The 20,252-nt window shown below is 63.5% G+C and carries 18 protein-coding genes; 6 read left to right on the plus strand and 12 right to left on the minus strand.

Annotated features, from left to right (window positions below; genetic code table 11):
• Positions 1-489: 489 nt before the first annotated feature.
• Positions 490-999: an AmiS/UreI family transporter gene (locus JCM7686_RS04760; RefSeq protein WP_020949728.1), complete on the plus strand. Its 510-nt coding sequence runs from the start codon at positions 490-492 to the stop codon at positions 997-999.
• A gap of 57 nt (positions 1,000-1,056) precedes the next feature.
• On the opposite strand, the gene efeO is transcribed toward JCM7686_RS04760, so the two are convergent.
• The 4 genes from efeO to efeU are packed head-to-tail and all read right to left on the minus strand — an operon-like array spanning position 1,057 to position 5,149.
• The gene (efeO, locus tag JCM7686_RS04765; protein ID WP_020949729.1) at positions 1,057-1,866 is read right to left on the minus strand and encodes an iron uptake system protein EfeO; all 810 of its coding nucleotides are present in this window, start codon (positions 1,864-1,866) and stop codon (positions 1,057-1,059) included.
• A 37-nt stretch (positions 1,867-1,903) separates the two neighbouring features.
• Complete coding sequence (gene efeB, locus JCM7686_RS04770; RefSeq protein ID WP_020949730.1) at positions 1,904-3,169, minus strand: iron uptake transporter deferrochelatase/peroxidase subunit; 1,266 nt, start codon at positions 3,167-3,169, stop codon at positions 1,904-1,906.
• On the minus strand, positions 3,166-4,335 hold the full coding sequence (locus JCM7686_RS04775) for a cupredoxin domain-containing protein (protein ID WP_020949731.1): 1,170 nt from the start codon (positions 4,333-4,335) through the stop codon (positions 3,166-3,168). Before JCM7686_RS04775 ends, efeB begins: the two co-directional genes overlap by 4 nt.
• Positions 4,322-5,149 carry an iron uptake transporter permease EfeU gene (gene efeU / locus JCM7686_RS04780; RefSeq protein WP_020949732.1) on the minus strand — a complete coding sequence of 276 codons (828 nt, stop codon included), beginning with the start codon at positions 5,147-5,149 and terminating at the stop codon, positions 4,322-4,324. The genes JCM7686_RS04775 and efeU overlap by 14 nt, the downstream gene beginning before the upstream one ends.
• A 309-nt stretch (positions 5,150-5,458) precedes the next feature.
• Between efeU and JCM7686_RS04785 the strand changes: the two genes are divergently transcribed.
• Together JCM7686_RS04785 and JCM7686_RS04790 are read left to right on the plus strand one after the other, a co-directional pair.
• Positions 5,459-6,895 carry an NAD-dependent succinate-semialdehyde dehydrogenase gene (locus JCM7686_RS04785; RefSeq protein ID WP_020949733.1) on the plus strand — a complete coding sequence of 479 codons (1,437 nt, stop codon included), beginning with the start codon at positions 5,459-5,461 and terminating at the stop codon, positions 6,893-6,895.
• Positions 6,896-7,031: 136 nt separating this feature from the next.
• Entirely contained in the window at positions 7,032-8,138 is a 1,107-nt protein-coding gene (locus JCM7686_RS04790) for an NADH:flavin oxidoreductase/NADH oxidase (protein WP_020949734.1), read from the plus strand.
• A 50-nt stretch (positions 8,139-8,188) separates the two neighbouring features.
• Here the strand turns inward: JCM7686_RS04790 and JCM7686_RS04795 are convergent, their stop codons facing one another.
• Together JCM7686_RS04795 and JCM7686_RS04800 are read right to left on the minus strand one after the other, a co-directional pair.
• Positions 8,189-8,746, minus strand: a complete 558-nt coding sequence (locus tag JCM7686_RS04795) for an NADPH-dependent FMN reductase (RefSeq protein WP_020949735.1) — start codon at positions 8,744-8,746, stop codon at positions 8,189-8,191.
• Between the two features lie 121 nt (positions 8,747-8,867).
• Entirely contained in the window at positions 8,868-10,958 is a 2,091-nt protein-coding gene (locus tag JCM7686_RS04800) for a TonB-dependent receptor plug domain-containing protein (protein WP_020949736.1), read from the minus strand.
• A gap of 178 nt (positions 10,959-11,136) precedes the next feature.
• Here JCM7686_RS04800 and JCM7686_RS04805 point away from each other — a divergent pair, with 178 nt between their 5' ends.
• A complete protein-coding gene (locus JCM7686_RS04805) occupies positions 11,137-11,586 on the plus strand; it encodes an acetyltransferase (RefSeq protein ID WP_020949737.1) in 450 nt (149 codons plus the stop codon).
• A gap of 18 nt (positions 11,587-11,604) precedes the next feature.
• Here JCM7686_RS04805 and JCM7686_RS04810 read toward each other — a convergent pair whose 3' ends face one another.
• The 6 genes from JCM7686_RS04810 to JCM7686_RS04835 form a co-directional block, all read right to left on the minus strand.
• On the minus strand, positions 11,605-12,369 hold the full coding sequence (locus JCM7686_RS04810; RefSeq protein WP_020949738.1) for an ABC transporter ATP-binding protein: 765 nt from the start codon (positions 12,367-12,369) through the stop codon (positions 11,605-11,607).
• Positions 12,369-13,355, minus strand: a complete 987-nt coding sequence (locus JCM7686_RS04815; RefSeq protein WP_020949739.1) for a FecCD family ABC transporter permease — start codon at positions 13,353-13,355, stop codon at positions 12,369-12,371. The genes JCM7686_RS04810 and JCM7686_RS04815 overlap by 1 nt, the downstream gene beginning before the upstream one ends.
• Positions 13,348-14,370, minus strand: a complete 1,023-nt coding sequence (locus JCM7686_RS04820; protein WP_020949740.1) for an ABC transporter substrate-binding protein — start codon at positions 14,368-14,370, stop codon at positions 13,348-13,350. The genes JCM7686_RS04815 and JCM7686_RS04820 overlap by 8 nt, the downstream gene beginning before the upstream one ends.
• Positions 14,370-14,852 (minus strand): SAM-dependent methyltransferase, encoded by a 483-nt coding sequence (locus tag JCM7686_RS04825; protein ID WP_020949741.1) that lies wholly within the window; start codon positions 14,850-14,852, stop codon positions 14,370-14,372. The genes JCM7686_RS04820 and JCM7686_RS04825 overlap by 1 nt, the downstream gene beginning before the upstream one ends.
• Complete coding sequence (locus JCM7686_RS04830; protein WP_020949742.1) at positions 14,845-15,054, minus strand: TOBE domain-containing protein; 210 nt, start codon at positions 15,052-15,054, stop codon at positions 14,845-14,847. The genes JCM7686_RS04825 and JCM7686_RS04830 overlap by 8 nt, the downstream gene beginning before the upstream one ends.
• Positions 15,055-15,331: 277 nt before the next feature.
• Positions 15,332-15,607, minus strand: a complete 276-nt coding sequence (locus tag JCM7686_RS04835) for a DUF982 domain-containing protein (RefSeq protein WP_020949743.1) — start codon at positions 15,605-15,607, stop codon at positions 15,332-15,334.
• A gap of 202 nt (positions 15,608-15,809) precedes the next feature.
• Here JCM7686_RS04835 and JCM7686_RS04840 point away from each other — a divergent pair, with 202 nt between their 5' ends.
• A complete protein-coding gene (locus tag JCM7686_RS04840) occupies positions 15,810-16,016 on the plus strand; it encodes a cold-shock protein (protein ID WP_020949744.1) in 207 nt (68 codons plus the stop codon).
• Between the two features lie 945 nt (positions 16,017-16,961).
• Positions 16,962-20,231 (plus strand): non-ribosomal peptide synthetase, encoded by a 3,270-nt coding sequence (locus JCM7686_RS04845; RefSeq protein ID WP_158442338.1) that lies wholly within the window; start codon positions 16,962-16,964, stop codon positions 20,229-20,231.
• The last annotated feature ends 21 nt before the right edge of the window (positions 20,232-20,252 follow it).

A 20,252-nucleotide genomic window follows, 5' to 3' on the forward strand; every position in this document is an offset into this window, starting at 1 on the left:
CACGCAGGATTGCCTGCGAGTCTGTTGACGCGGCCCCGCTTTCCCGCGGTCGCTACTCCCCGATGGCGGGCTGATGCGGGAATCGGGCGGGAATGTCAATGAAAACAATGAGATGTAGTTGAGACGCATGTGCAGTTGGCAGCTGCGCGACCTCGGCCCGACGGGAAGTCACTGGTTTTATTGCGCTTCCCGGGGCGCAGCTGGCGGCGCGAGAATCCGCCCATGGGCGCGGCGATGATCTCCGGAGGCTCCGCCTTCCGGATGCGTTGACTTGGCCCGGAATTTCACGAATAGCCAAAGGGGACTGGTCACTTCGGCGATGCACTGCCCAAGACCTGCGCCTCGGTTTTCCGGCACAGATGTCGCGCCGGATCCCGCAGCGAGCCTCTCGGGCAGTCGGTCGAAAAGCCGCGTTTGGGGCAGGACCTGGGCGCGCGAAGCTCCTGTCTTCTGTGGCGCGCCTTTGGGCGCAAATTCGGAGATCTGACGATGCTGACCGGCTTCGTTCTGTTTTATGTGGGCGCTGTCTTGTCGCTCAATGGTCTGTGGCTGATGGGCAAGATCGAGGATCGCGAGATCGTCGTCATCAACATCGTCGTGGCCGCTTTGGCGCTTGGCGTGGTCGTCCATGACGGCTTTTTCATTGGCACGGCAGAAAGCATTCGCAACGCCGCGCTGACGTTGCTCTTTGCGACGACCTATCTCTGGGTGGCCTATAACCGCTTTTCGGGCGTCGATGGGCGCGGGCTGGGCTGGTTCAGCCTGTTCGTTTCGATCACCACGGTCCCGGTGTTTCTGCGCGCCTTCATCGAGGCGGGCAGCGCGACCGACCTTTGGCTCGCGGCCAATTGGCTGGCCTGGGGCGTGCTCTGGTTCCTGTATTTCTTGCTGTTGGCGCTGCGCCTGCCGATCCAGCGACAGACCGCTTGGGTCACGCTGCTGACTGGGATCTTCACCGGCTGGTTTCCAGGGTTTCTGCTGCTCGACGCGCTGATCTGACACGAAAAAGGGCCGGGGAAACCCGGCCCTTTCTGTATCTGGGGGGCAAGTTTCGGCTCAGTCGAGGCCGAGCTTGGCTTTCAGCGTCGAGAGATCCTCGGCCAGCGTATTGACGCCGGTCGCGAGAACCAGACGGTCCTCTTCGGTCAGCTTGTCATAGCTGACATAGCCGTCGCCTTCCTTGTATTTGTCCAAGGTCACGTCGATCGTCTTGAAGTTCTCGTCGACCTTTTTCAGGAAATCCGCTTCCTTGTCCGCGATGAGCGGGCGGGTCAGTTCAACGATCTTATAGGCGCCGTCAAAGTTGCCGCGGAAGTCCCACAGATCGGTGTGGCTGTAGCGATCTTCCTCGCCCGAGATCTTGGTGGCCGCGACCTCTTCCATCAGAACGGCCGCACCACCGACGACGACTTCCGGCGGGAAGGCCAGACCGTCGATGCGGCTTGCCAATTCCTTGATATCGGCCAGAAGCTTGTCAGCGACCGGGCTGAGGTCGGCGGTCGATTTCTCTTCCCAGAGCGCATATTCGATCCGGTGGAAGCCGGGGAATTTCGGGTCTTTCTCGCCCAGCTCGTAATCATCGGCGCGGCTGTCGATCGAGACATCGATATCCGAGAACAGCTCGGCAATCGGCTCGATCCGCTCGTAGTTCAGGCGCGTGGGCGCATAAAGCGCCTTGGCCTTCTCGATATCGCCCGCCTTGATCGCATCGGTGAAGGCGGTGGTGTTTTCGACCAAAGTGTCGAGGTTTTCCGAGACATAGAGCTTATATTCCGCAATCGGGCCGACAAGATCGAGGCTCGGGCCTTCGGCTTGGGCAAAGGCCGGGGCCAGCAGGCAGGCGCAGGACAGAAGCAGGCGTTTCATTCAGGGCTCCTTGCAGATCGTCGATCCGCAGTCAGGGTTAAAGGCTGGCGATCAACTGGCTGGCCGGAAAGCTGCCGGCCTCAAAGCCCGGCAAGGCGAAGAAATAGCCGCCGCCCACCGGCTTGATATATTCCTCGAGCGGCTCGCCGTTCAGCCGGTTCTGGACGGTGATGAAACCGGCTTCGAGATCGGCCTGATAGGCGATGAAGAGCAGGCCCTGATCGAGCTGGCCCGATTTCGTGACCCCGAGGGAATAGTTGAAGGGGCGGCGCAGGATCAGGTTTTCCTGATGCGCGGCGGTGCGATCATTCGCCAGCCGGATATGGGCGGTCAGGCGCGTGACCTTGCCCTCGGGATCCTTGGCGTAATCGGGCACATCGGATTCGCTGCCATGGGGATTGTCCATCGGCGCGCCATTCATCTTCATGCGGCCGAAGATGCGCTCCTGCTCGCCAAGTGCGGTGCGGTCCCAGCGCTCGACGAAATTGCGGATGACGCGGACCGCCTGATAGCTGCCGTTCTTGGCCCAAGCGGGCTCATCCGGGGCGCTGACCCAGAGCATCCGATCCATCATGGCATGATCGGCGGGGTCGGGGTTGGCCGAGCCGTCGCGGAAGCCCAGAAAGTTGCGCGCATTCTCGGCTTTGCCATCGGCGGCGGCGGGAAGGACCGGAACCGAGCCCTCGACCTTCCATTTCAGCACCATCTGATCGGGGATGTTCTTGATCAGGTCGCGCAAGGCATGGATCACCGAATCCGAGCTGTTCGCGCAGATCTGCACGCCCAGATCGCCGTGGCAATCCTCGGCCACCAGCGCATCATTCGGGAACGAGGTCATGCGTTGCAGCTTCGCCGGTTTATGGGCGGCCAGCCAGTCGCGGCTGTCAAAGAAGCTCGCGCCAAGCGACAGCGTGATCGTCAGCGCATCGGGCGAGATCACCGGACCAAGCAGGCCGCTGTCGAAGGGCGGCAGCTTCGGGTCAAGCTCGGGCACCGGGCCGCCCTTGGTCAGAACCTCGATCCGCTCGCCCAGACGGCGCATGAGCTTTTCGAACTCGTCCTTGTCGCGTACGAGCACCGCGAAGCTGGCAAAGAGCCCATGCGCCGGGCGCGGGGTCACGATCCCGGCCTGATGGAGACCGTAGGGCGAAATCGCCTCGGTCGAGGGTTGCGCCAGCGGCGCCTGTGTCACCGATTGCTCGGTGGCGGCGAGGGCAGGGCTCGCCAGCGCGCCACCAAGACCCGCGGCGCCCAGACCCAGCAAGAGGCCGCGCCGGCCGAGATCGGTTTTGCCGTCCGTCATTCGTCCAGCCCCATGGATTGGTTGACCTGAGCCAGCGCCGTGCCAAGCTTGGCGAAAGCCGCGGCGAGCGCCTTGCGGCTGTCGGCGCTGACCTGCCGGTAATCGGCGGGCAGGGCCTCGATCTGGCCCGCCAGCGTCGCGAACTCCGCATCCAGCGCCTGTTGCTGATCGGGATGGCCGACCGAAAGCAGCGGTTCAAGCAGCGCCGCCGCCGCTTTCATCGTGTCGAGCCGCTGTTTCAGCTCGGCGCTGTCCTGTTCGTTCTTCGGGCTCTGGCCCTCGGGGATCACGGCATCGGCGACATGCTGGGCGTAATTCGCGGCAAGGCCGGTGATATCGCTTGGAACGGGCTCGAGCGTCTTGATGCGGCCATTGAGCTCGGCTGCGGCGCTGGCAAGCGCGGAAGCCGCCGCCGCGCCATCGGGGCGCTCGCCCCAGAGCGAGGCCTCGATGCGGTGGAAGCCGGTGAAGGCCGGGTCATCCTCGCCCTTGGCGAGATAGGTCGCCTGCGGGTCGATGCGTTCCTTCAGATCGGCAAAGCGGCTGGCGACCGGCTCGAGCTGGATCCAGTAGCCGCGCGCCTCTGCATAAAGCGTGCGCGCCTCTGCCTGATCGTCCGCGGCCATGGCGGCAGCAAGCTTGGCCGTGGTCTTTTCCAGCCGACCCGATGCCATCATCAGCCGGACCTTGTATTCCGAAAGCGGCGCGATCAGCACGCGGACCGGCGGCCGTTTCTGTTCGGCCAGCGACTGATCGGTCGCGGTGACGGTCAGCTTGCCGCGCGGGCTGGAGAGCAGGCCGCAGGTGATCTGATATTCGCCCGGCACGAGCCGCGCCGCGACATCGGCGCTAAAGCCAGGCGCGATGTTTTCGCGCTCGGCCACGACCATGACGCCGTCGAGGATCTCCCATTCGAGCGGGCGGCTGGTTGCGGCATTGTGGATGCGGAAGATCCGCCGCCCTGCCGGAACGCTCAGCTCCATCGGGTCGCAGACGGTTTCGGTCACGCGGATCTCGACTGTGCCCTCGGCGGGCCGGGTGCCACGCTCGGCCAGAGCCAGCGCGCTGATGAAGGCCGTCAGCGAGACCGCGAACAGCACGGCGCTGACCGGCAGCAGAATGCGCGGGACCGCGCTGGTGGCAATCGGGGCCTCAGGGGCGGACATGGCGGGCCTCCGTCGCGGATTTGACCGGGCGCAAAAGCCAGGCGAGCGGGATCAGAAGCGCGACGAGATAGACAAGCAGCTCGCCCAGAACCAGCGTCTCGCGATAGCCGAAGAAGCCCGACAGGATCGTGCCGAATAGCGAGGATTCCGGCAGAGTCCCGGAGAGGTTCCAGATCGGCTGTTGCAGATGGTTCCAGATCCCGGCCTCATGCAGCGCACGCGGCACGCTGGCGGCGATGCCCGCCGCGATCAGCACGATGAAGATCGAGGTCCAGTGGAAGAATTTGCCAAGGTTCACATGCAGCGCGCCGCGATGGATCAGCCAGCCGACGCCAATCGCCAGAACGATGCCCAGAAGCGCGCCGATCGGCGCCTGCCAACCCGCGCTTTGCTGGAAGATCGCCAGCAGGAAGAAGACCGATTCAAGCCCCTCACGCGCGACGGCGGCGAAGGAGAGCAGAACCAGCGACCAGGTCGTGCCCGAGCTGAAGGCCGCATCCATCTGATGCTGCAGATCGGATTTCACCGAGCGCCCGAATTTGCGCATCCAGAGCACCATGGTGATCAGGAAGACATAGGCGACGATGCCGATGCCCGCTTCGAGCAACTCTTGCGCCTTTTGCGGGAAGCTGGCGTCCAGCCAGATCAGCACGGCGCCGGTCAGAAGCGCGAGCGAGAGGGCCAGAAGAATGCCCGACCAGATGGCGGGAAGCAGGGCTCGGCGGCCTGTGCGGGTCAGATAACCGCAAAGGATCCCGATGATCAGAGCTGCTTCGAGCCCCTCTCTGAGCATAATGAGAAATGGCGCGAACACGAAAAACTCCGATCGATCGCTGGCGATCCGACCAGATATGCCAGAGATCGGGGCGTGTTCAACTGAAATAGTCGGAAAACTCAGGGGCGAAATTCTGCAATTGGGCGGATTGACGCAGTTTTTCTCTCAACTTTCAGAGAGATCTTGGGGAGATCTGGGCGTGCTTTGAATATTGTGCAGATGACGCGAAATATTGAGCGACAGGTTTTCCTTTGCAGAAGGCGGGCCTATATTGCCAGTTGAAGCGAGGGCGCGCGCCTCAAGGTTGCGCCAACTCGCCGAAACTCACTCGAAAAGAGAGGCTTCCTCGTGGCCGATTACCCAGATACCCAGCTTTTCATTGATGGCACTTGGCGTCCCGCAGCGGATGGGCGGGTGATTCCCGTGCTCAATCCCGCGACCGCCACTCAGATCGGCACGGTCGCCTGGGCCGGAAAAGGCGAGCTCGACGCGGCTTTGGCGGCTGCCGAGCGCGGATTTCTCCAATGGAGCCGGACCTCGGCCTTTGAACGCGGCGCGGTGATGCGGCGCGCGGCGCAGCTGATGCGCGAGCGTGCCGAGACGACGGCGCGGCTGATGACGCTGGAGCAGGGCAAGCCCTTGGCGCAGTCCAAGGCCGAGGTGCTCGCCGCGGCCGATACGATCGACTGGTTCGCGGGCGAGGGCCAGCGCGCCTATGGTCAGGTGATCCCGGCGCGTGCGCCCGATGTCTTGCAGATCACGATGAAACTGCCGGTCGGCCCGGTCGCGGCCTTCACGCCCTGGAATTTCCCGATCAACCAGATCGTGCGCAAGCTCTCGGCGGCGCTGGCGGCGGGCTGTTCGATCATCGTCAAGGCACCCGAGGAAACCCCGGCCTCTCCGGCAGAGCTGATCCGCGCCTTTGCCGATGCCGGCGCGCCGGCGGGCGTCGTGAACCTTGTCTATGGCGTCCCGGCTGAGATCTCGGAATATCTGATCCCGCATCCGGTGATCCAGAAGATCAGCTTCACCGGCTCGACCCCGGTCGGCAAGCAGCTGGCGTCCTTGGCCGGGCTTCACATGAAACGCGCGACGATGGAGCTCGGTGGTCATGCGCCGGTGATCGTCGCGGGCGATGCCGATCTCGATCTCGCGGTCAGCCTGATGGTGACGCAGAAATTCCGCAATGCCGGGCAGGTCTGTGTCTCGCCGACGCGGTTTTTGGTGCAGGAACGGCTGGCCGATGATTACATCGCCCGCTTCACCGAAGCCGCCAAGACGCTCAAGGTCGGCGACGGGTTGGACAGCGCGACCGAGATGGGCCCGCTCGCCAATGAGCGCCGCATTCCCGCGCTTGAGGGGCTGATCAAGGATGCCGTGGCGCAAGGCGCGAAGCTGACGACCGGCGGGCGTCGGATCGGCAATGAGGGCTGGTTCTTCGAGCCGACGGTTCTGGCCGATGTGCCGCTGTCGGCGCGGATCATGAATGAAGAGCCCTTCGGTCCGGTCGCGGTCATCAACCGCTTCGGCGATCTCGACGAGGCGATTGCCGAGGCCAACCGCCTGCCTTACGGCCTTGCCGCCTATGCCTTCACGCGCGACAGCGCCACCGCGACGCGGCTGGGCAATGAGGTGCGCGCGGGCATGACCACGATCAACCATCTCGGGCTTTCGCTGCCCGAGACGCCCTTCGGCGGCATTCGCGATTCGGGCTATGGCACCGAGGGCGGCTCCGAGGCGATCGAGGCCTATCTCGACACCCGCTTCGTGACCCGCAAGGGCTAAGAGACCCGCGCGCTCCGGCCTTGCACCGGGGCGCGCACCCGCAAGCTTTGGGGCGGCAACTTTTGCGTGACCCTTGTCAAACCGCCTCGGGCTGCTTTTCTCTGGCGGGTGGAATGGCGACCCGAAGGGACCAGAGATGACGCAGCCCAAGCTTTTCGAACCCGTTGAAATCGGAGGGCTTCGCCTTTCGAACCGCATCGTGATCGCGCCGATGTGCATGTATTCCGCCGATGACGGCAAGATGACCGATTGGCACCTGATCCATCTGGGCCAGCTGGCGCAATCGGGCGCGGGCATTCTGACGATCGAGGCGACGGCGGTTCTGCCCGAGGGCCGGATCTCTTACGGCGATGTCGGGCTTTGGGACGATGCGACGGAAGCCGCGATGAAGCGCGTGCTCGATGGCGTGCGGGCGTGGTCGGATATGCCGATCGCGATCCAGCTTGCCCATGCAGGACGCAAGGCCTCGACCGATCTGCCCTGGCAGGGTGGCGCGCAGATCGCGCCGGATCACCCGCATGGCTGGCAGACCGAAGCGCCCTCGGCACTGGCCTTTGGCGCCGAGGAAAACCCGCCCGTCGCGCTGGATGCGGCTGGGCTTGCCAAGGTGCGGGGTGCGTTTGCAGACGCGGCGACCCGCGCGGCCCGGCTGGGGATCGACGCGATCCAGATCCATATGGCGCATGGCTATTTGCTGCATGAATTCCTCTCGCCGCTCTCGAACCAGCGAACCGACGCCTATGGCGGAAGTCTCGAAAACCGACTGCGCTTCCCGCTTGAGGTCTTTGATGCCGTTCGCGCGGCCTTCCCGCCCGAGCGGCCGGTGACGGTCCGGGTGTCGGGGACCGATTGGGTCGAGGGCGGCTGGGATGTCGAGCAGACCGTGGCCTTGGCGCAGGCGCTTGAGGCGCGGGGCGCGGCGGCGATCCATATTTCAAGCGCGGGCCTCTCGCCCGCGCAGCAGATTCCGGTCGGGCCGAATTATCAGGTGCCGCTGGCGCGCCGCGTCAAACAGGCGGTCAAGATGCCGGTGATCGCGGTCGGTCTGATCACCGAGCCCGAGCAGGCCGAAGCGATCCTTGGCACCGGCGACGCCGATCTCATCGCGCTTGGCCGGACCGCGCTTTATGATCCGCGCTGGCCCTGGCACGCGGCGGCGCGGCTGGGCGCGCAAGTGAAGGTCGCGCCGCAATATCTGCGCGCGGCGCCCCATGGCGCGCGCGATCTTCTGATCAAGGCCTAGCGCCAGAGCGCAAAAAAGGGGGCGCGGCCTGCGCTGCGCCCCATAAACTCTCAGCCAAGGATCTTTGCGACCCAATCGCCATAGGCCTGCATGATCTTGCTGAGAAAGCCCTGCGTGCCTTCGTTCTTGACCTTGCCCTGATCGTCAAACAGGTCGTTGAAGCCGCCGATATAGGCCTCGGGCTGCTGCAAGACGGGCATGTTCAGGAAGACCAGAGATTGGCGCAGATGGTGGTTCGCGCCAAAGCCGCCAATGCCACCGCCCGAGCCCGAGACCACCAGCGCGGGCTTGCCGTCCCAGACGCTTTGGCCATAGGGGCGCGAGCCGACATCCAGCGCGTTCTTGATCGAGGCCGGGACCGAGCGGTTATATTCGGGCGTCACGAACATGACCGCCTCCGCGCCTTTGATCTCGCGCCGCAGCCGCGCCCAGGCGGCGGGCACATCGGCTTCGAGATCTTCGTTGTAAAGCGGCAGATCGCCGATCTCGACGAAGCTGAAATGCAGGTTTTTGGGGGCGAGTTCGGTCAGGGCATGGGCAAGTTTACGGCTGAACGAGCCTTTGCGCAGACTTCCGACGAGGACGGCAACTTTGCGTTCGGTGGACATCAATCACTCCTGAACCAAGGGGCCCTGTGGGCGGGCCGCGTGCAGGGTGAACGCAAGATGCTTGGATTGGTTCAGGAAAAAAGGGGCCTTTCCAGGCCCCTTCGCTCATTTGACGCTTGGCTCAGAAGGTCAGGCGCGTGGTCAGGAACAACGAGCGGCCAGCCTCGGGATAGCCGTCGACGAGCTGGTAGTTCTTGTCGAGGAGGTTGCGCAGGCCGAAAGCGAGCTCTGCGGTCTCGGTGACCTGCCAGCGTGCATCGAGGTTGAGCAGGCCAAAGCCCGACGCTTTGGTGTAAGACACCTGGGTCGGATCGGGCGACTGGATCGCGCTGTCGGTCCAGCGCGAGCTGGCGAATTCGATCGAGGGCGAGATCGTCAGATTGTCCTGCGCCTTCCAGTCAAGCCGCAGATTGGCCGCGTGCAGCGGCACATCGGTCGCGCGCAGACCGTCGCGGACCGGATCGGTGATCTTGCGGTGGGTATAGGTATAATTACTGCTGATCGCGAGAACCGGCGAGATCTCATAGCTCGCCGCGAATTCGAGACCCGAGATCTTGCCGTCGCCGACGTTCTGGCTCTGGGTCAGATCGGTGCCGACATAGACCGACTGGATCATGTCCTCGATCTTGCTGTGGAAGATCGCGGCCTCCACTGCCACCGGGCCGAGATCGCCATTATAGCCGAGCTCTGCCGTGATCGCGCGTTCCGCCTTCAGATCGGGGTTCGGAACCGCAGTGCCGAACCGCGTCGAATAGCGGTTGAAGAGCGTCGGGAAGCGGGTGCGCGACGAGACGCTGGCATGGACATCGCCGATATCGGTCGCATAAAGCGCCGCGACCTGCCAGTTGAGCGCATGGGTGCTGCCGGTCGGCCAGCCATATTCGGTCGCGGTGCGGCTGGCCTCGATCACCTTCGCGGTGTCGTAGCTCAGACCGCCGATGATCGTCAGACGGTCGCTGGCGTGCCAGGTGTCCTCGACCGCAAGCGACCAGGTCTCTTCCTTGCTGCGCTTGGTCGGATCGGGCCGATCATTCACGCCGGGCTGCGAAAGCTGCGTGTCGTCATGCTTGTCGCGACGATAATGCAGCGCCGCGCGCAGCGTGTTTTGCGCCGCGACCTCGCCGCCAACCTCAAGGCTCAGACCGTAGGCGTCGTCCTTATAGGTGCTGTTGAACGCGCGCCGCTCGATCTGGGTCGTGTGGGTGTAGTCGTCGTAAGCTTTCAGGACGTTGTCGAAGCGGTTGTAGTAAAGCTTCGTCTTGAAATAGCCGCTCTCGGCGAAAGTCGTGTTCGAATAGAAGGCGAGGCTTTCGATGTTCCAGGTCGGCCAGCTCCAGTCGCGCTGATAGGATTGGCCCGGCGGCAGCGGCGAGGGCGTGATGCCGCGGATCGGCTGCTCGACGTTATAGGGCGCGTTTTTCGCGCCGGTCTGCCGGGTGTAGCTCAGGACATATTCATCGGTCGCATTGGGGGTATAGCCCACCTTGAGGTTCAGGCGCGTGTCCTTGGTGTCGGCATAGTTGCGCTTGCCCGAGCCCTGATTGGGCGTCGGTTTGAAGTCTTTCGACAGGTAATAGCCGTCGCTGTCGCGCCACATATAGCTGCCGGTTGCATAGAACTGGTCCTGCTTGGTGCCGAACGACAGGAACGCGCTTTTCGCGGTGACATCGCCGCGATTGCCAGCCTCGACGCCCAGACGCGCCTCGCCCTCGAAGGGTTTCGTCGGCGTGCGGGTCACGAGGTTGACGGCCCCGCCCATCGCGCCCGGACCGTTCAGAACCGAGACATAGCCCTTCTGGATCTGGATCTCGGCCAAATCGGGGGTCAGGAAACGACCGAAGTCCAGACGGTTGTCGGCCGGCAGATAGACGCGGATGCCGTCGATCGAGAGCGGCACCTGAAGACGGTCAAAGCCACGCACAAAGATCAGCCGCTCGTTGCGGCTGCCGCCCGAGTTGCCGACGCTGACACCCGGCTGGGTTTTCAGCGCATCGTCGAGGGTCTGGCGGTTGTTCGCGAGGATCTCATCGGCCTTGACCGTCGAGGTCGTCCCGGCGGCGGTGCTTTCGTCGGCTGTCGCGTTGATCACGATCGTGCCGAGTGTGAAAGAGCGATTGTCGGCGCGGTCGGCCGCGTCCTCGGCGAAAGCCCAAGTTCCCATCAGTCCCGGCAGAACACAGCCCGCCAAGGCAAGTCTTTGCAGCAATGACATCTTTTTCCCTGTCTCTTGTGTGGTTCCCGCAGAGCGCGAAGGGCGCAAGCGAGAATCGCTATGCACGATTAAGCATATCGTGATGTGTCGCAACAGCGACTTTCCGCCGAGGATGGATGAACAGCGTTAAACTCAGCTTGGGATTGCCCGACGCGCCGCAATCGCGCAAAGAGCGCGCATGGAAAAACACGCTTTGCACATCCGCCCCGCCCATTCCGGCGAAGGCCCGGCGCTGGTTGCGCTTTGGGCGCGCTCGGTCGATGCCACCCATGATTTTTTGACCCCCGCCGACCGCGCCGCAATCGGCGCCGAGGTTGCGGCCTTTCTGCCCGAGGCGCCGTTGATCGTCGCGGCGGACGCTTCGGATCGCCCGCTTGGCTTCATGCTACTGGACGGCGGTCGGATGGAGGCGCTTTTCCTCGATCCCGATCAGCGCGGTCAGGGCGTCGGCCGGGCTTTGGTCGAACATGCGCTCGGCCTGCACCCGCGCCTTGAAACCGAGGTCAATGCCCAGAACCAGCAGGCGCTCGGCTTTTATCTGCATCTCGGCTTTGTCGAGACCGGGCGCTCGGCGCTGGACGGGCAGGGGCGCGCTTACCCGCTGATCCATCTGCGCCACGACGCCTGAAGGCGCGCCGCGCGGGCGCTAGTCCGGACGGAAATGCAGCGCGCCGTCCGACAGCGCCTCGCGCCGGATCCTGGTGCCGTAAAGCGCCGAGAGGTTTTCGGCGGTCATCACCTCATGCGCGGGGCCGCTGGCGACCAGACCGCTGCGGCCCAGCAAGATCACCCGATCCGCCAGAGCCGCCGCCTGATCCGGGTCATGGGTCGAAAGCACCACGCCCTTGCCGTCGCGGGCGAGATTGCGGATCAGATCGTCGATGCGCTTGCGGTTGGCAAGATCAAGGCTCGCGGTCGGCTCGTCCATCACCAGCGCCCGCGCGCCTTGCGCCACGGCCCGCGCGATCAGCACCATCTGCTGCTGCCCGCCCGACAGCCGCGACATGTCGCGCGGACCAAGATCGCCGATCCCCAGCCGGTCGAGCGCCGCATCGGCCTCGCGCTCGGCGGCAGGGCCGGGGGTGGCAAAGAGCGGTAAGGTCGCCGCGCGGCCCATCAGGACGATATCGCGGGCGGTGAAGGCAAAGGGCAGGGTCTGGGCCTGCGGCACATAGGCGATGGCGCGCGCAATCTCGCGCCGGGCCAGCGCGCCAAGCGGGCGGCCTTCGAGGTGAAGCGCCCCGCCGCGCGCGGGCAAAAGCCCCAGAAGCGTGCGGAAAAGCGTGGTCTTGCCCACGCCATTCGGGCCAAGCAGGCACAAGACCTCGCCCGCGCCCAGCCAGAGATCAAGCCCGGTGAAGAGCGTCTTGTCACGGTGGCCAATCGCCAGCGCATGGGCTTCGAGCAGCATCAGGATCTCCAGCCGGTGCCGCTGCGCGCGAGCAGCAGGATGAAAATCGGCGCGCCGAGAACGGCGGTCAGCAGGCCAAGCGGGATTTCCTGCCGCGCGAGCATCCGCGCACCGCAATCGACCAGCACCATGAAGGCCGCGCCGCCCAGAATGGTCGCGGGCAAAAGCCGGTCAAAACGCGGCCCGGTCAGCAGACGCAGCATATGCGGCACCATCAGCCCGACCCAGCCGATCACTCCGGCCATCGACACCGCCGCCGCCGTCATCAGCGTGGCAGAGGCCACGACAATCGCGCGCAGCCGCCCGGCATGAACGCCCAGAGATTTCGCCTCGTCATCGCCAAGCGCCAACAGGCCGATGCGCCAGCGCAAAAGGATCAGCGGCACCAGTCCCAGCAGGATCGCGGGCGCCGCCGCCAGCACATCGCCGCGCTTGGCCCCGGCAAGGCTACCCATCAGCCAGAAGGTTATGGCGGGCAGTTGGTTTTCGGTATCGGCCAGTAGTTTGATCAGCGAGATCCCGGCCCCCGCAAGCGCGCCAAGCGCAATGCCGCAGAGCACCATAACCAGAACCCCGCCCCCGAGCGCGAGCGAGAGCCCGACCACCAAAAGCACGGTGACCAGCCCGGTGCCAAAGCCCAAAAGCTGGATCATCAGGACCGGCAGGCCCAGATAGATGCCCAGCACCGCGCCAAAGCCCGCGCCCGCCGAAACGCCAAGAATATCCGGGGAAACCAGCGGGTTGCGGAAGGCGGTCTGATAGGCTGCCCCGGCTGCGGCCAAGGCCGCCCCGGTCAAGGCGGCGGCCAGCACGCGGGGCAGGCGGATGTTCCAGAAGACCGTGGTTTCGGTCCCGCCGGTGCCCTGACGGGTGAGCTCGGTCCAGATCTGAGCCGGGCTCAGCGGATAGGGACCAAGCGCGATGCCGAGAAGGAGAACGCCAAGCAGGACCAGCCCGAGGGGCAGGGTCCAGCTTTTGTCACTCACCCAGCAGGTCTTTCAGCTGATCCTCGCTCAGCTCGCTTTGATAGAAGAGCTGATAGAAATCGCGCACATCATCCTTGAGCCCGGCCTCGGCCAGCTCGGGATGCAGCTTCGCGGTCAGCCAGCGCAGACCGAGCAGGCGGTTGACCGAGGGCGGCGCGTCGATGAAGCCGAAGGGCACTTGCGGGGCGAGATAGATCTTGTGGTTCTCGATCGCGGGAATGCCTTTCAGCTCTGGCATCTCGGCGGCTTTCTTGGCGAAATCGGCATCGACCGTGATGATGACTTCGGGCGCCCATTTCTGCAGCTGCTCGGGTGAGACCGTGATCGGTCCCTTGCTATCGCCTTCGGCGACGTTGATGCCACCCGCGCGCTCGATGATCTCGGAATGGATCGAGCCCTTGGCCGCGCTTTCCAGCCCCTCGGGGCCACGGGCGAGATAGACTTTCGGGCGCTTGTCTTCCGGGATCCCGGCCACCAGAGCATCGGTGTCTTTCAGGATCGCCTCGGCCTCGGCGGCCAGCGTCTCGCCACGCTCGGGCACGTCAAGCGCCGCGCCAAGCGTGCGCAAAGTCTCGGGCGTTTTGGCGAAAGCGCCGTCGAGCAGCAGATAGGGCAGGCCGGTCTGCTCTTCGACCCGTTTCGCAAGGTCGATATAGGTCGCGTTGATATTGCCGTAATCGAGCACCATCTGCGCTTTCGCGGCCAGCAGCCCCTCGAGGTTCAGCGTATCGCCCTTGCCGGTCAGACGGCCCAGACCCGGCAGATCGCGGGTCTCAGCCACAAGATATTGCTTGCCGCTGTCGGGGACCGCACGGACCCAGCCGAGCATCGCCTGCGGCTTCAGCACATAAAGCAGCACATCGGCGGGCGGGCCTGCGGCATAGATCCGGCTGGCATCGGCGGGCACCGAAATATCTCGACCGGCCGCATCCTTGACGGTTTCGGCAAAGGCCGGGCCAAAGGACAGAGAGGCCGCGACCAGCGCCGCGGCAGAGAAATCACGAAAGAAGCGCATCAGGCAGGGTGTCTTTCAGGCTGTTCATCATAGCAGAAAATCGGCTTGATATCGACGAGCGGGGTGCCGTCGATACAGTCAAGGCCGCGCACGAAAAGGCTGGTGCCCTCGATCCGCTCGAGCGTCACCACGGATGAGGCGATCGGATTGGGGCGCAGCGGCGAGCGCAGGGCGAATGTGCCGATGCCGCGATCTCCGAAATCGGGATTTTGCTGCACGACATCGCGTCGCGCCTGATGCATCCAGTAAAGGATCTGAAGCTGGCTTTTGCCTTCAAGCCCCAGCAGAGCCCCGCGCCACAGAGGATCGAGCCGGATTTCGCAAACCGGCCCGTCCTTGGCGTCGCCCTTCTTGGGGGAGGTCTTGCGGTCGACCCATGGTGTATGGATCGACCCGATGAACCAGAGATCGGCATCCGAGCGAGGGGGTGCGTTGACCGCGATTTCATGCGGGCGCAGATCGCCCGGAACCGATTCAGCCATCGACACCGACCATCACGTCAGAGGCCTTGACGATGGCGCTGGCTTTCGCGCCGACTTTCAGCCCGAGATCGGCAACCGCTTCATTGGTGATGGATGCGGTGACGATCGTGCCGCCGACATCGAGACGGACATGGCTGGTGACAGCCCCCGTGACGATCTCGACCACCGTGCCCGCAAGCACGTTTCTGGCGCTGATTTTCATGACACTCTTCCCTTTATGTTGATTCGAGCATATCGTTCTGAGACTGCGCGCGTCAATCGGACAGGATGGGACGCGCCGGGAGAGTTTGGCACGTCTGAACCGGGGCGCAAGCGATTGTGCCCGGGCGTTGTCTTTTCAAAGAGGAAAGAGCGGATGGGTTGCGTGCCGGGTCAGATCACCGGCACGGCGGGCGGGCCCGATTGGACTGTATGTCCGATTGGGCGAGGTGCACGACGCGGCGCGCATGCACCGGTCGTTCCCGCTGCGCTGAGAATGCTCAGCGCGAGGCAAGCCGCAGATTGCAGAAACCTGCATGTTGCGCGGCTTTGGAGAAGGCGATCCGGGCCTCTTCGACCGGGATCAGACAGGCCATGGCGTCTTCGACGGCGCATAGCGCTTTGTCGCGGAGCACACCGGCATCGCGAGGCAAATCGGCCGTCGGCCATTTTTCCTCAAGCCAATATTGCGCCTGTTCAATCGTAGAGATGGTATAAGAAGTGCCGCTTTGGGCGGTATCGAATGCGAGGGGTTTTCCCCAATTGAGTTCTATCATAGTCCCTACTTAGGCGGGAAATTGCGCAAATCAAGCGTATTTGCCGAAGCGATCTGCTGCAAAACGTCTGGTCAGCAATTCGATTCTGTGCTAGCCAGTCGGCACATTGCTATCTTGAGCCGATCCTTAACCGGGCAAGCGCCGTCTTAGCTTTGTCAGGTTGCTACATAGTGTGAGCGGCAAAATCGTAAGGAATATCAAGATGGCAACTGGCACCGTGAAATGGTTCAACGCCACCAAAGGTTTCGGCTTCATCGCCCCCGACAATGGCGGCCAGGACGTGTTCGTTCATATCTCGGCTGTTGAGCGCGCTGGTCTTCGTGGCCTCGCCGACAACCAGAAAATCTCGTTCGAGCTCGAAAAAGGCCGCGACGGCCGCGCTTCGGCTTCGAACCTCGAGCTTCTCTGAGCTTCGCCAGATAAGCGGCCCGCCACTCCGGCGGGCCTTTTCATTTGCGCAGAACGGGCCTTTGAGGCGATGATCGCCTTGGGCCAACCTGCCGTAATTCTCCCAAGTCACATTCCGCGATCTCACGATTCTGGCATCGCCCGGAACAATCGGTCTCGACCTATACTTGTATAGGTGCGCGCATTGTTTTGGTAATGAGTTTGCTTCGCGAAGCACCCTTTGGCCAAGGGTGAGATGACGGCTCTTCCAAGCGCGAAGAGCGCGGTTGGCTTCAGATCTTCCTCAGTCAGTTTTGAATCATGCGATGGTTTTCCCTGGGACGGCCCGCGGCTGTTTGCGTGGTTGCCTCTGGAGGAGGGATTGTCACGAGGCCGTGCCTGCGACAGCGGCGATGGCTGCGCTGAGCTGGGCAGCTTGCTGGGCGCACCAATCAACTCTCGCGCGGATCGCTCTGCAGAGGTCCGGCCTCTTGGTTGTGCCGCCGGACCATCCGGTGCTGGAGTGAACCGCGGCCACCCGAAATCGTACCGACGGTCTGATCATGCCTCCGGCCAGTTCTCGCCTGTGTCACACAAGTGAGATGACCTGTCGTTGAATCAGGCTATCTATTGAAATCATTGTAAAAAAATTAAGACCTCTCGCTTGCGGAAACGATGTGAATTTCCCCGTATTCGCAGCGATGACAGCGGCAAGTTGACCAAGCGGCAACTTGCCGCCGCTGCTGACGCAAGAGGATTGCAAAGCATGAGGGGCTGGTGCGCTAAATGGCGGCATTAGACGTATAGATCATAATTATTTTATGCGGGGCGCGTTTTCGAGGTTCGCGAACAGGCCCCTGCGGAGTTGTTGAGGAGGTGCGGTTTGACGCAGCAGGCGAGTATGCCGGCCGAGGCACGGGCACGACTGAAGCAGTTGCTCGACGATCGGAAAGCACGCGGAATCAGCGTGACCCCCACATCCCACGGTCAGGCCGCGCTCTATCACCTCCATCTTCTTGAACCGGATGGCAGCGCCTATAACACGGCTTTTGCGTTGGAGATCGCGGAAGCAATCGACCTGTCTGCGATGCAGAAAGCGGCGGATAGCTTGCTGGCTCGGCATTCGGCATTGCGGGCCGGCTATGCATTGCGCGGCGGCAAGATCGTTCAGGTCATCCGCGACGCGGCGCGCTGTCCGGTCGTCGTCGATCGGCTGGGTCCGATGTCGGATGCCGCGCTTTCTCACCGCTTGAGCGCGCTCTTGGCGCAGCCCTTCGAGGTCACGAGAGGCAGTCCCGTCCGTCTGCATCTGATCGAGCTTGAGCCCGATCATTGGGTCCTGATGTTTGGCGTTCACCATGTCGCCATTGATGCCCGCTCGCTCATGGTTGCGCTCGACCAATTGCTTCAGGACTATCGCTGGCAGGTGCGAGGGGGCCCAGAGCCCCGGTTGCCAGCGTCGGATTACGGCGACTATGTCGCTTGGGAGGCCCGGCAGTTGGCAGAGAAGCGCGATCTCTGGGCATCGCAATGGGCGGGCTCTGCCGAGGTCGCGCTGCCGCCGCCGCAATTCCATGCCGATGAGACCGAGCTCAGCCAGCGGCCCGACCTGACCGGATTGGGTGTCGCGCAGCATCGGATCGCCGCCGAGGAATGCGCCGAGATAGAGGCGTTTTGTCGTCAGATCAGCATTTCGCCAGCGGCGCTCTTTCTGGGGGCATTCGGCCTTGTGATCGGTGCCCGCGCCGAGGAGGCCGGGCTCAATGTCGCGGTCTTGACCGACGCGGTCATGGCCGCTGGCGGTGCGCTGCCCCTGCATCTTGTTGGCTATGCCGTGAATCCCGTGCTTGTCGCGATAATGCCGAAGGAGATCGGCGCTTCGGCATGGCTTCAGGACGTCCATCTTCGGCTGAACCAATCGCTCACCCGGCAGGCCTATCCGTTTTCGCTGTTGGTCCAGCAGCTTCCGGCTGGGGCGCGCTCCGCCAGTCTGCCCATTGTCGGTGCCGCCTTCAACTTCCTGCGCGTGCCGGGCCGCGCCCCGCTGGCCGGTCTGCTCGACGGCTCCGACGAGGGGTGGACCTCGCTTTACGACATGTCGTTGCGGTCGGTTTTCGTGCCTCAGCAGCAGTCGCAGTTCGAATTCAGCATGGATTGCATCCGGCATTCGGGCGGGCTTGATCTCAGCCTGCGCTGCCCGCCCGAGCGCTATGGTCAGGCGACGATCGAGGAGGTTCTGGACGGCGTCATCAGCACCGTCCGCCAGCTCCTGGACAGCGCCCAGCCGCTTTTGGCGCTCGATCACCGGGGCCGGACAGAGCGCGGTCCCATCGCGGGGCCCGCGCTTGCCGAGACGGCGCTTCTCGCGGTCGGCTCGCCGCAATCGGCCCATCCGCTGAACCTGTTTGATCGGATTGATGCCCATCTGGCTCATCAATCTCCGACCATCGCGGTGGCGGATGCACAGGGCGAGATGTCGCGCGCAGAACTGCTGGCGCGCAGTCAGGAAATTGCCGCCGAGCTGACCCGCCGCGGTGTGCAGGGGATCGTGGGGATTCTGGTCCGGCGCTCGCGAATGATCCTTCCCGCCGTGCTTGGGGTTTTGCGCGCGGGTCTGGCCTATGTGCCGATCGATCCGGCCTATCCCGAGGACCGGATCCGTTACATGTTGAAGGACAGTCAGGCCAGCGCCATCATCTATGATGAGAGCACGCAAGACCACGCTTTGCTGAATGATTTTAGCGGGTTGCGCCTGAAGGTCTCGGATCGCTTCGCCCGCGGTGACGTCAAGCTTGCCCGTCCCGCGCCGGACGATCTGGCCTATCTGATCTATACTTCGGGCTCGACCGGACGACCGAAGGGCACGATGATTTCTCATGGGGCGGTCAGTGCGTTTCTGTGGTGGTGCATTCAGGAATTTGACGAAAGCGCTTTCGATACTGCGATCTTTTCGACCTCGCTCTGCTTCGATCTGTCGATCTTTGAAATGTTCTACCCGCTGAGCGTCGGCAAAAGGATCCGGGTCGTCGAATCTGCGATCGAGCTGCGTGCCATTCTGCGCCATCAAGAGCTGGGCCGGCTTCTGGTCAATACCGTGCCTTCGGTGGTGCGGGAATTGTTGAGCGCCGAGGTCGATTTCGCGCCGGTTTCGGTCCTGAACATGGCCGGAGAGCCGATCCCGCAATGGGTGGTCGAGGCGCTGGCCCAACAGAGCGCCGACCGGCGCGCGGCGGGGGCGCAAGAGATCGAGGTGAGAAACCTTTACGGCCCCTCGGAGGACACAACCTATAGCACCTGCATGCGGTTTGGTCCGGGGCTATGGAGCAATCGGCTCATTGGGCGAGCGATTGCCGGAACCGAGCTTCATCTGCTGGATGCGCAATTGCGGCCGGTCCCGCGCGGGGCCTGTGGCGAGATCTGCCTGACCGGCCAAGGGCTGGCTCAGGGCTATTGGCAGCGTCCCGACCTGACAGAGGAAAAGTTCGTCCCCTGTCCCTTCCTGCCCGGTCAGCGCATGTATCGTACCGGAGATATCGGTCGCGCGCGTCTCGACGGGCTGATCGAATTCCACGGACGACGTGACGCTCAGGTCAAGCTGCGCGGCTATCGGATCGAGCTTGGGGAAATCGAGACCGCGCTGCTCAGGCAGCCCTCGGTGCGCGAAGCGGCCGTCAGCGTCTTCGAATTCGGCGAAACTCAGGTGCTTGCGGCACATGTCGTCGCCGATCCGTTCGACGAACATGCCCTGCGCGCAGCTCTGGCCGAGCGGCTTCCCCATTTCATGGTGCCCGAGAGGTTCGTGGCGCTCGAGGCCCTGCCGCTGACACCGAATGGAAAGATTGATCGCAAAGAGCTGCGCCTGGAGCGGCGGGTCCTTCACGCAGGCACCGAAGATCTGAGCCTGGCCGAGACACGCCTCATGGCGGTTTGGGCAGGCGTGCTGGGACGCGCGGCCATTGACGTAGAGCAGGGGTTTTTTGAAGCAGGCGGCAATTCCCTTGCCCTGATCTCTCTTCAGGCGGCTTTGGAAAAAGAGCTCGGCATCACGGTGCAAATCGCCGAACTATATGAAGTGCCGACGATCCGGCATCAGGCGCGAAAGTTCTTCCCGGATCCATCTCCATCACAAAGCCCGCCGGAACCAGAGGCTTCAGATCCAGAGCCAGCGCTGCCCGATCGGCACCTGCGTCAGGCGCATTTCATGGACCAGAGAAAGAAACGCCAAGCTCGGCGCTAGGCTCTGTCTCGCGATGAACCG

The sequence above is a fragment of the Paracoccus aminophilus JCM 7686 genome (assembly GCF_000444995.1).
Classification (GTDB): Bacteria; Pseudomonadota; Alphaproteobacteria; order Rhodobacterales; family Rhodobacteraceae; genus Paracoccus; species Paracoccus aminophilus.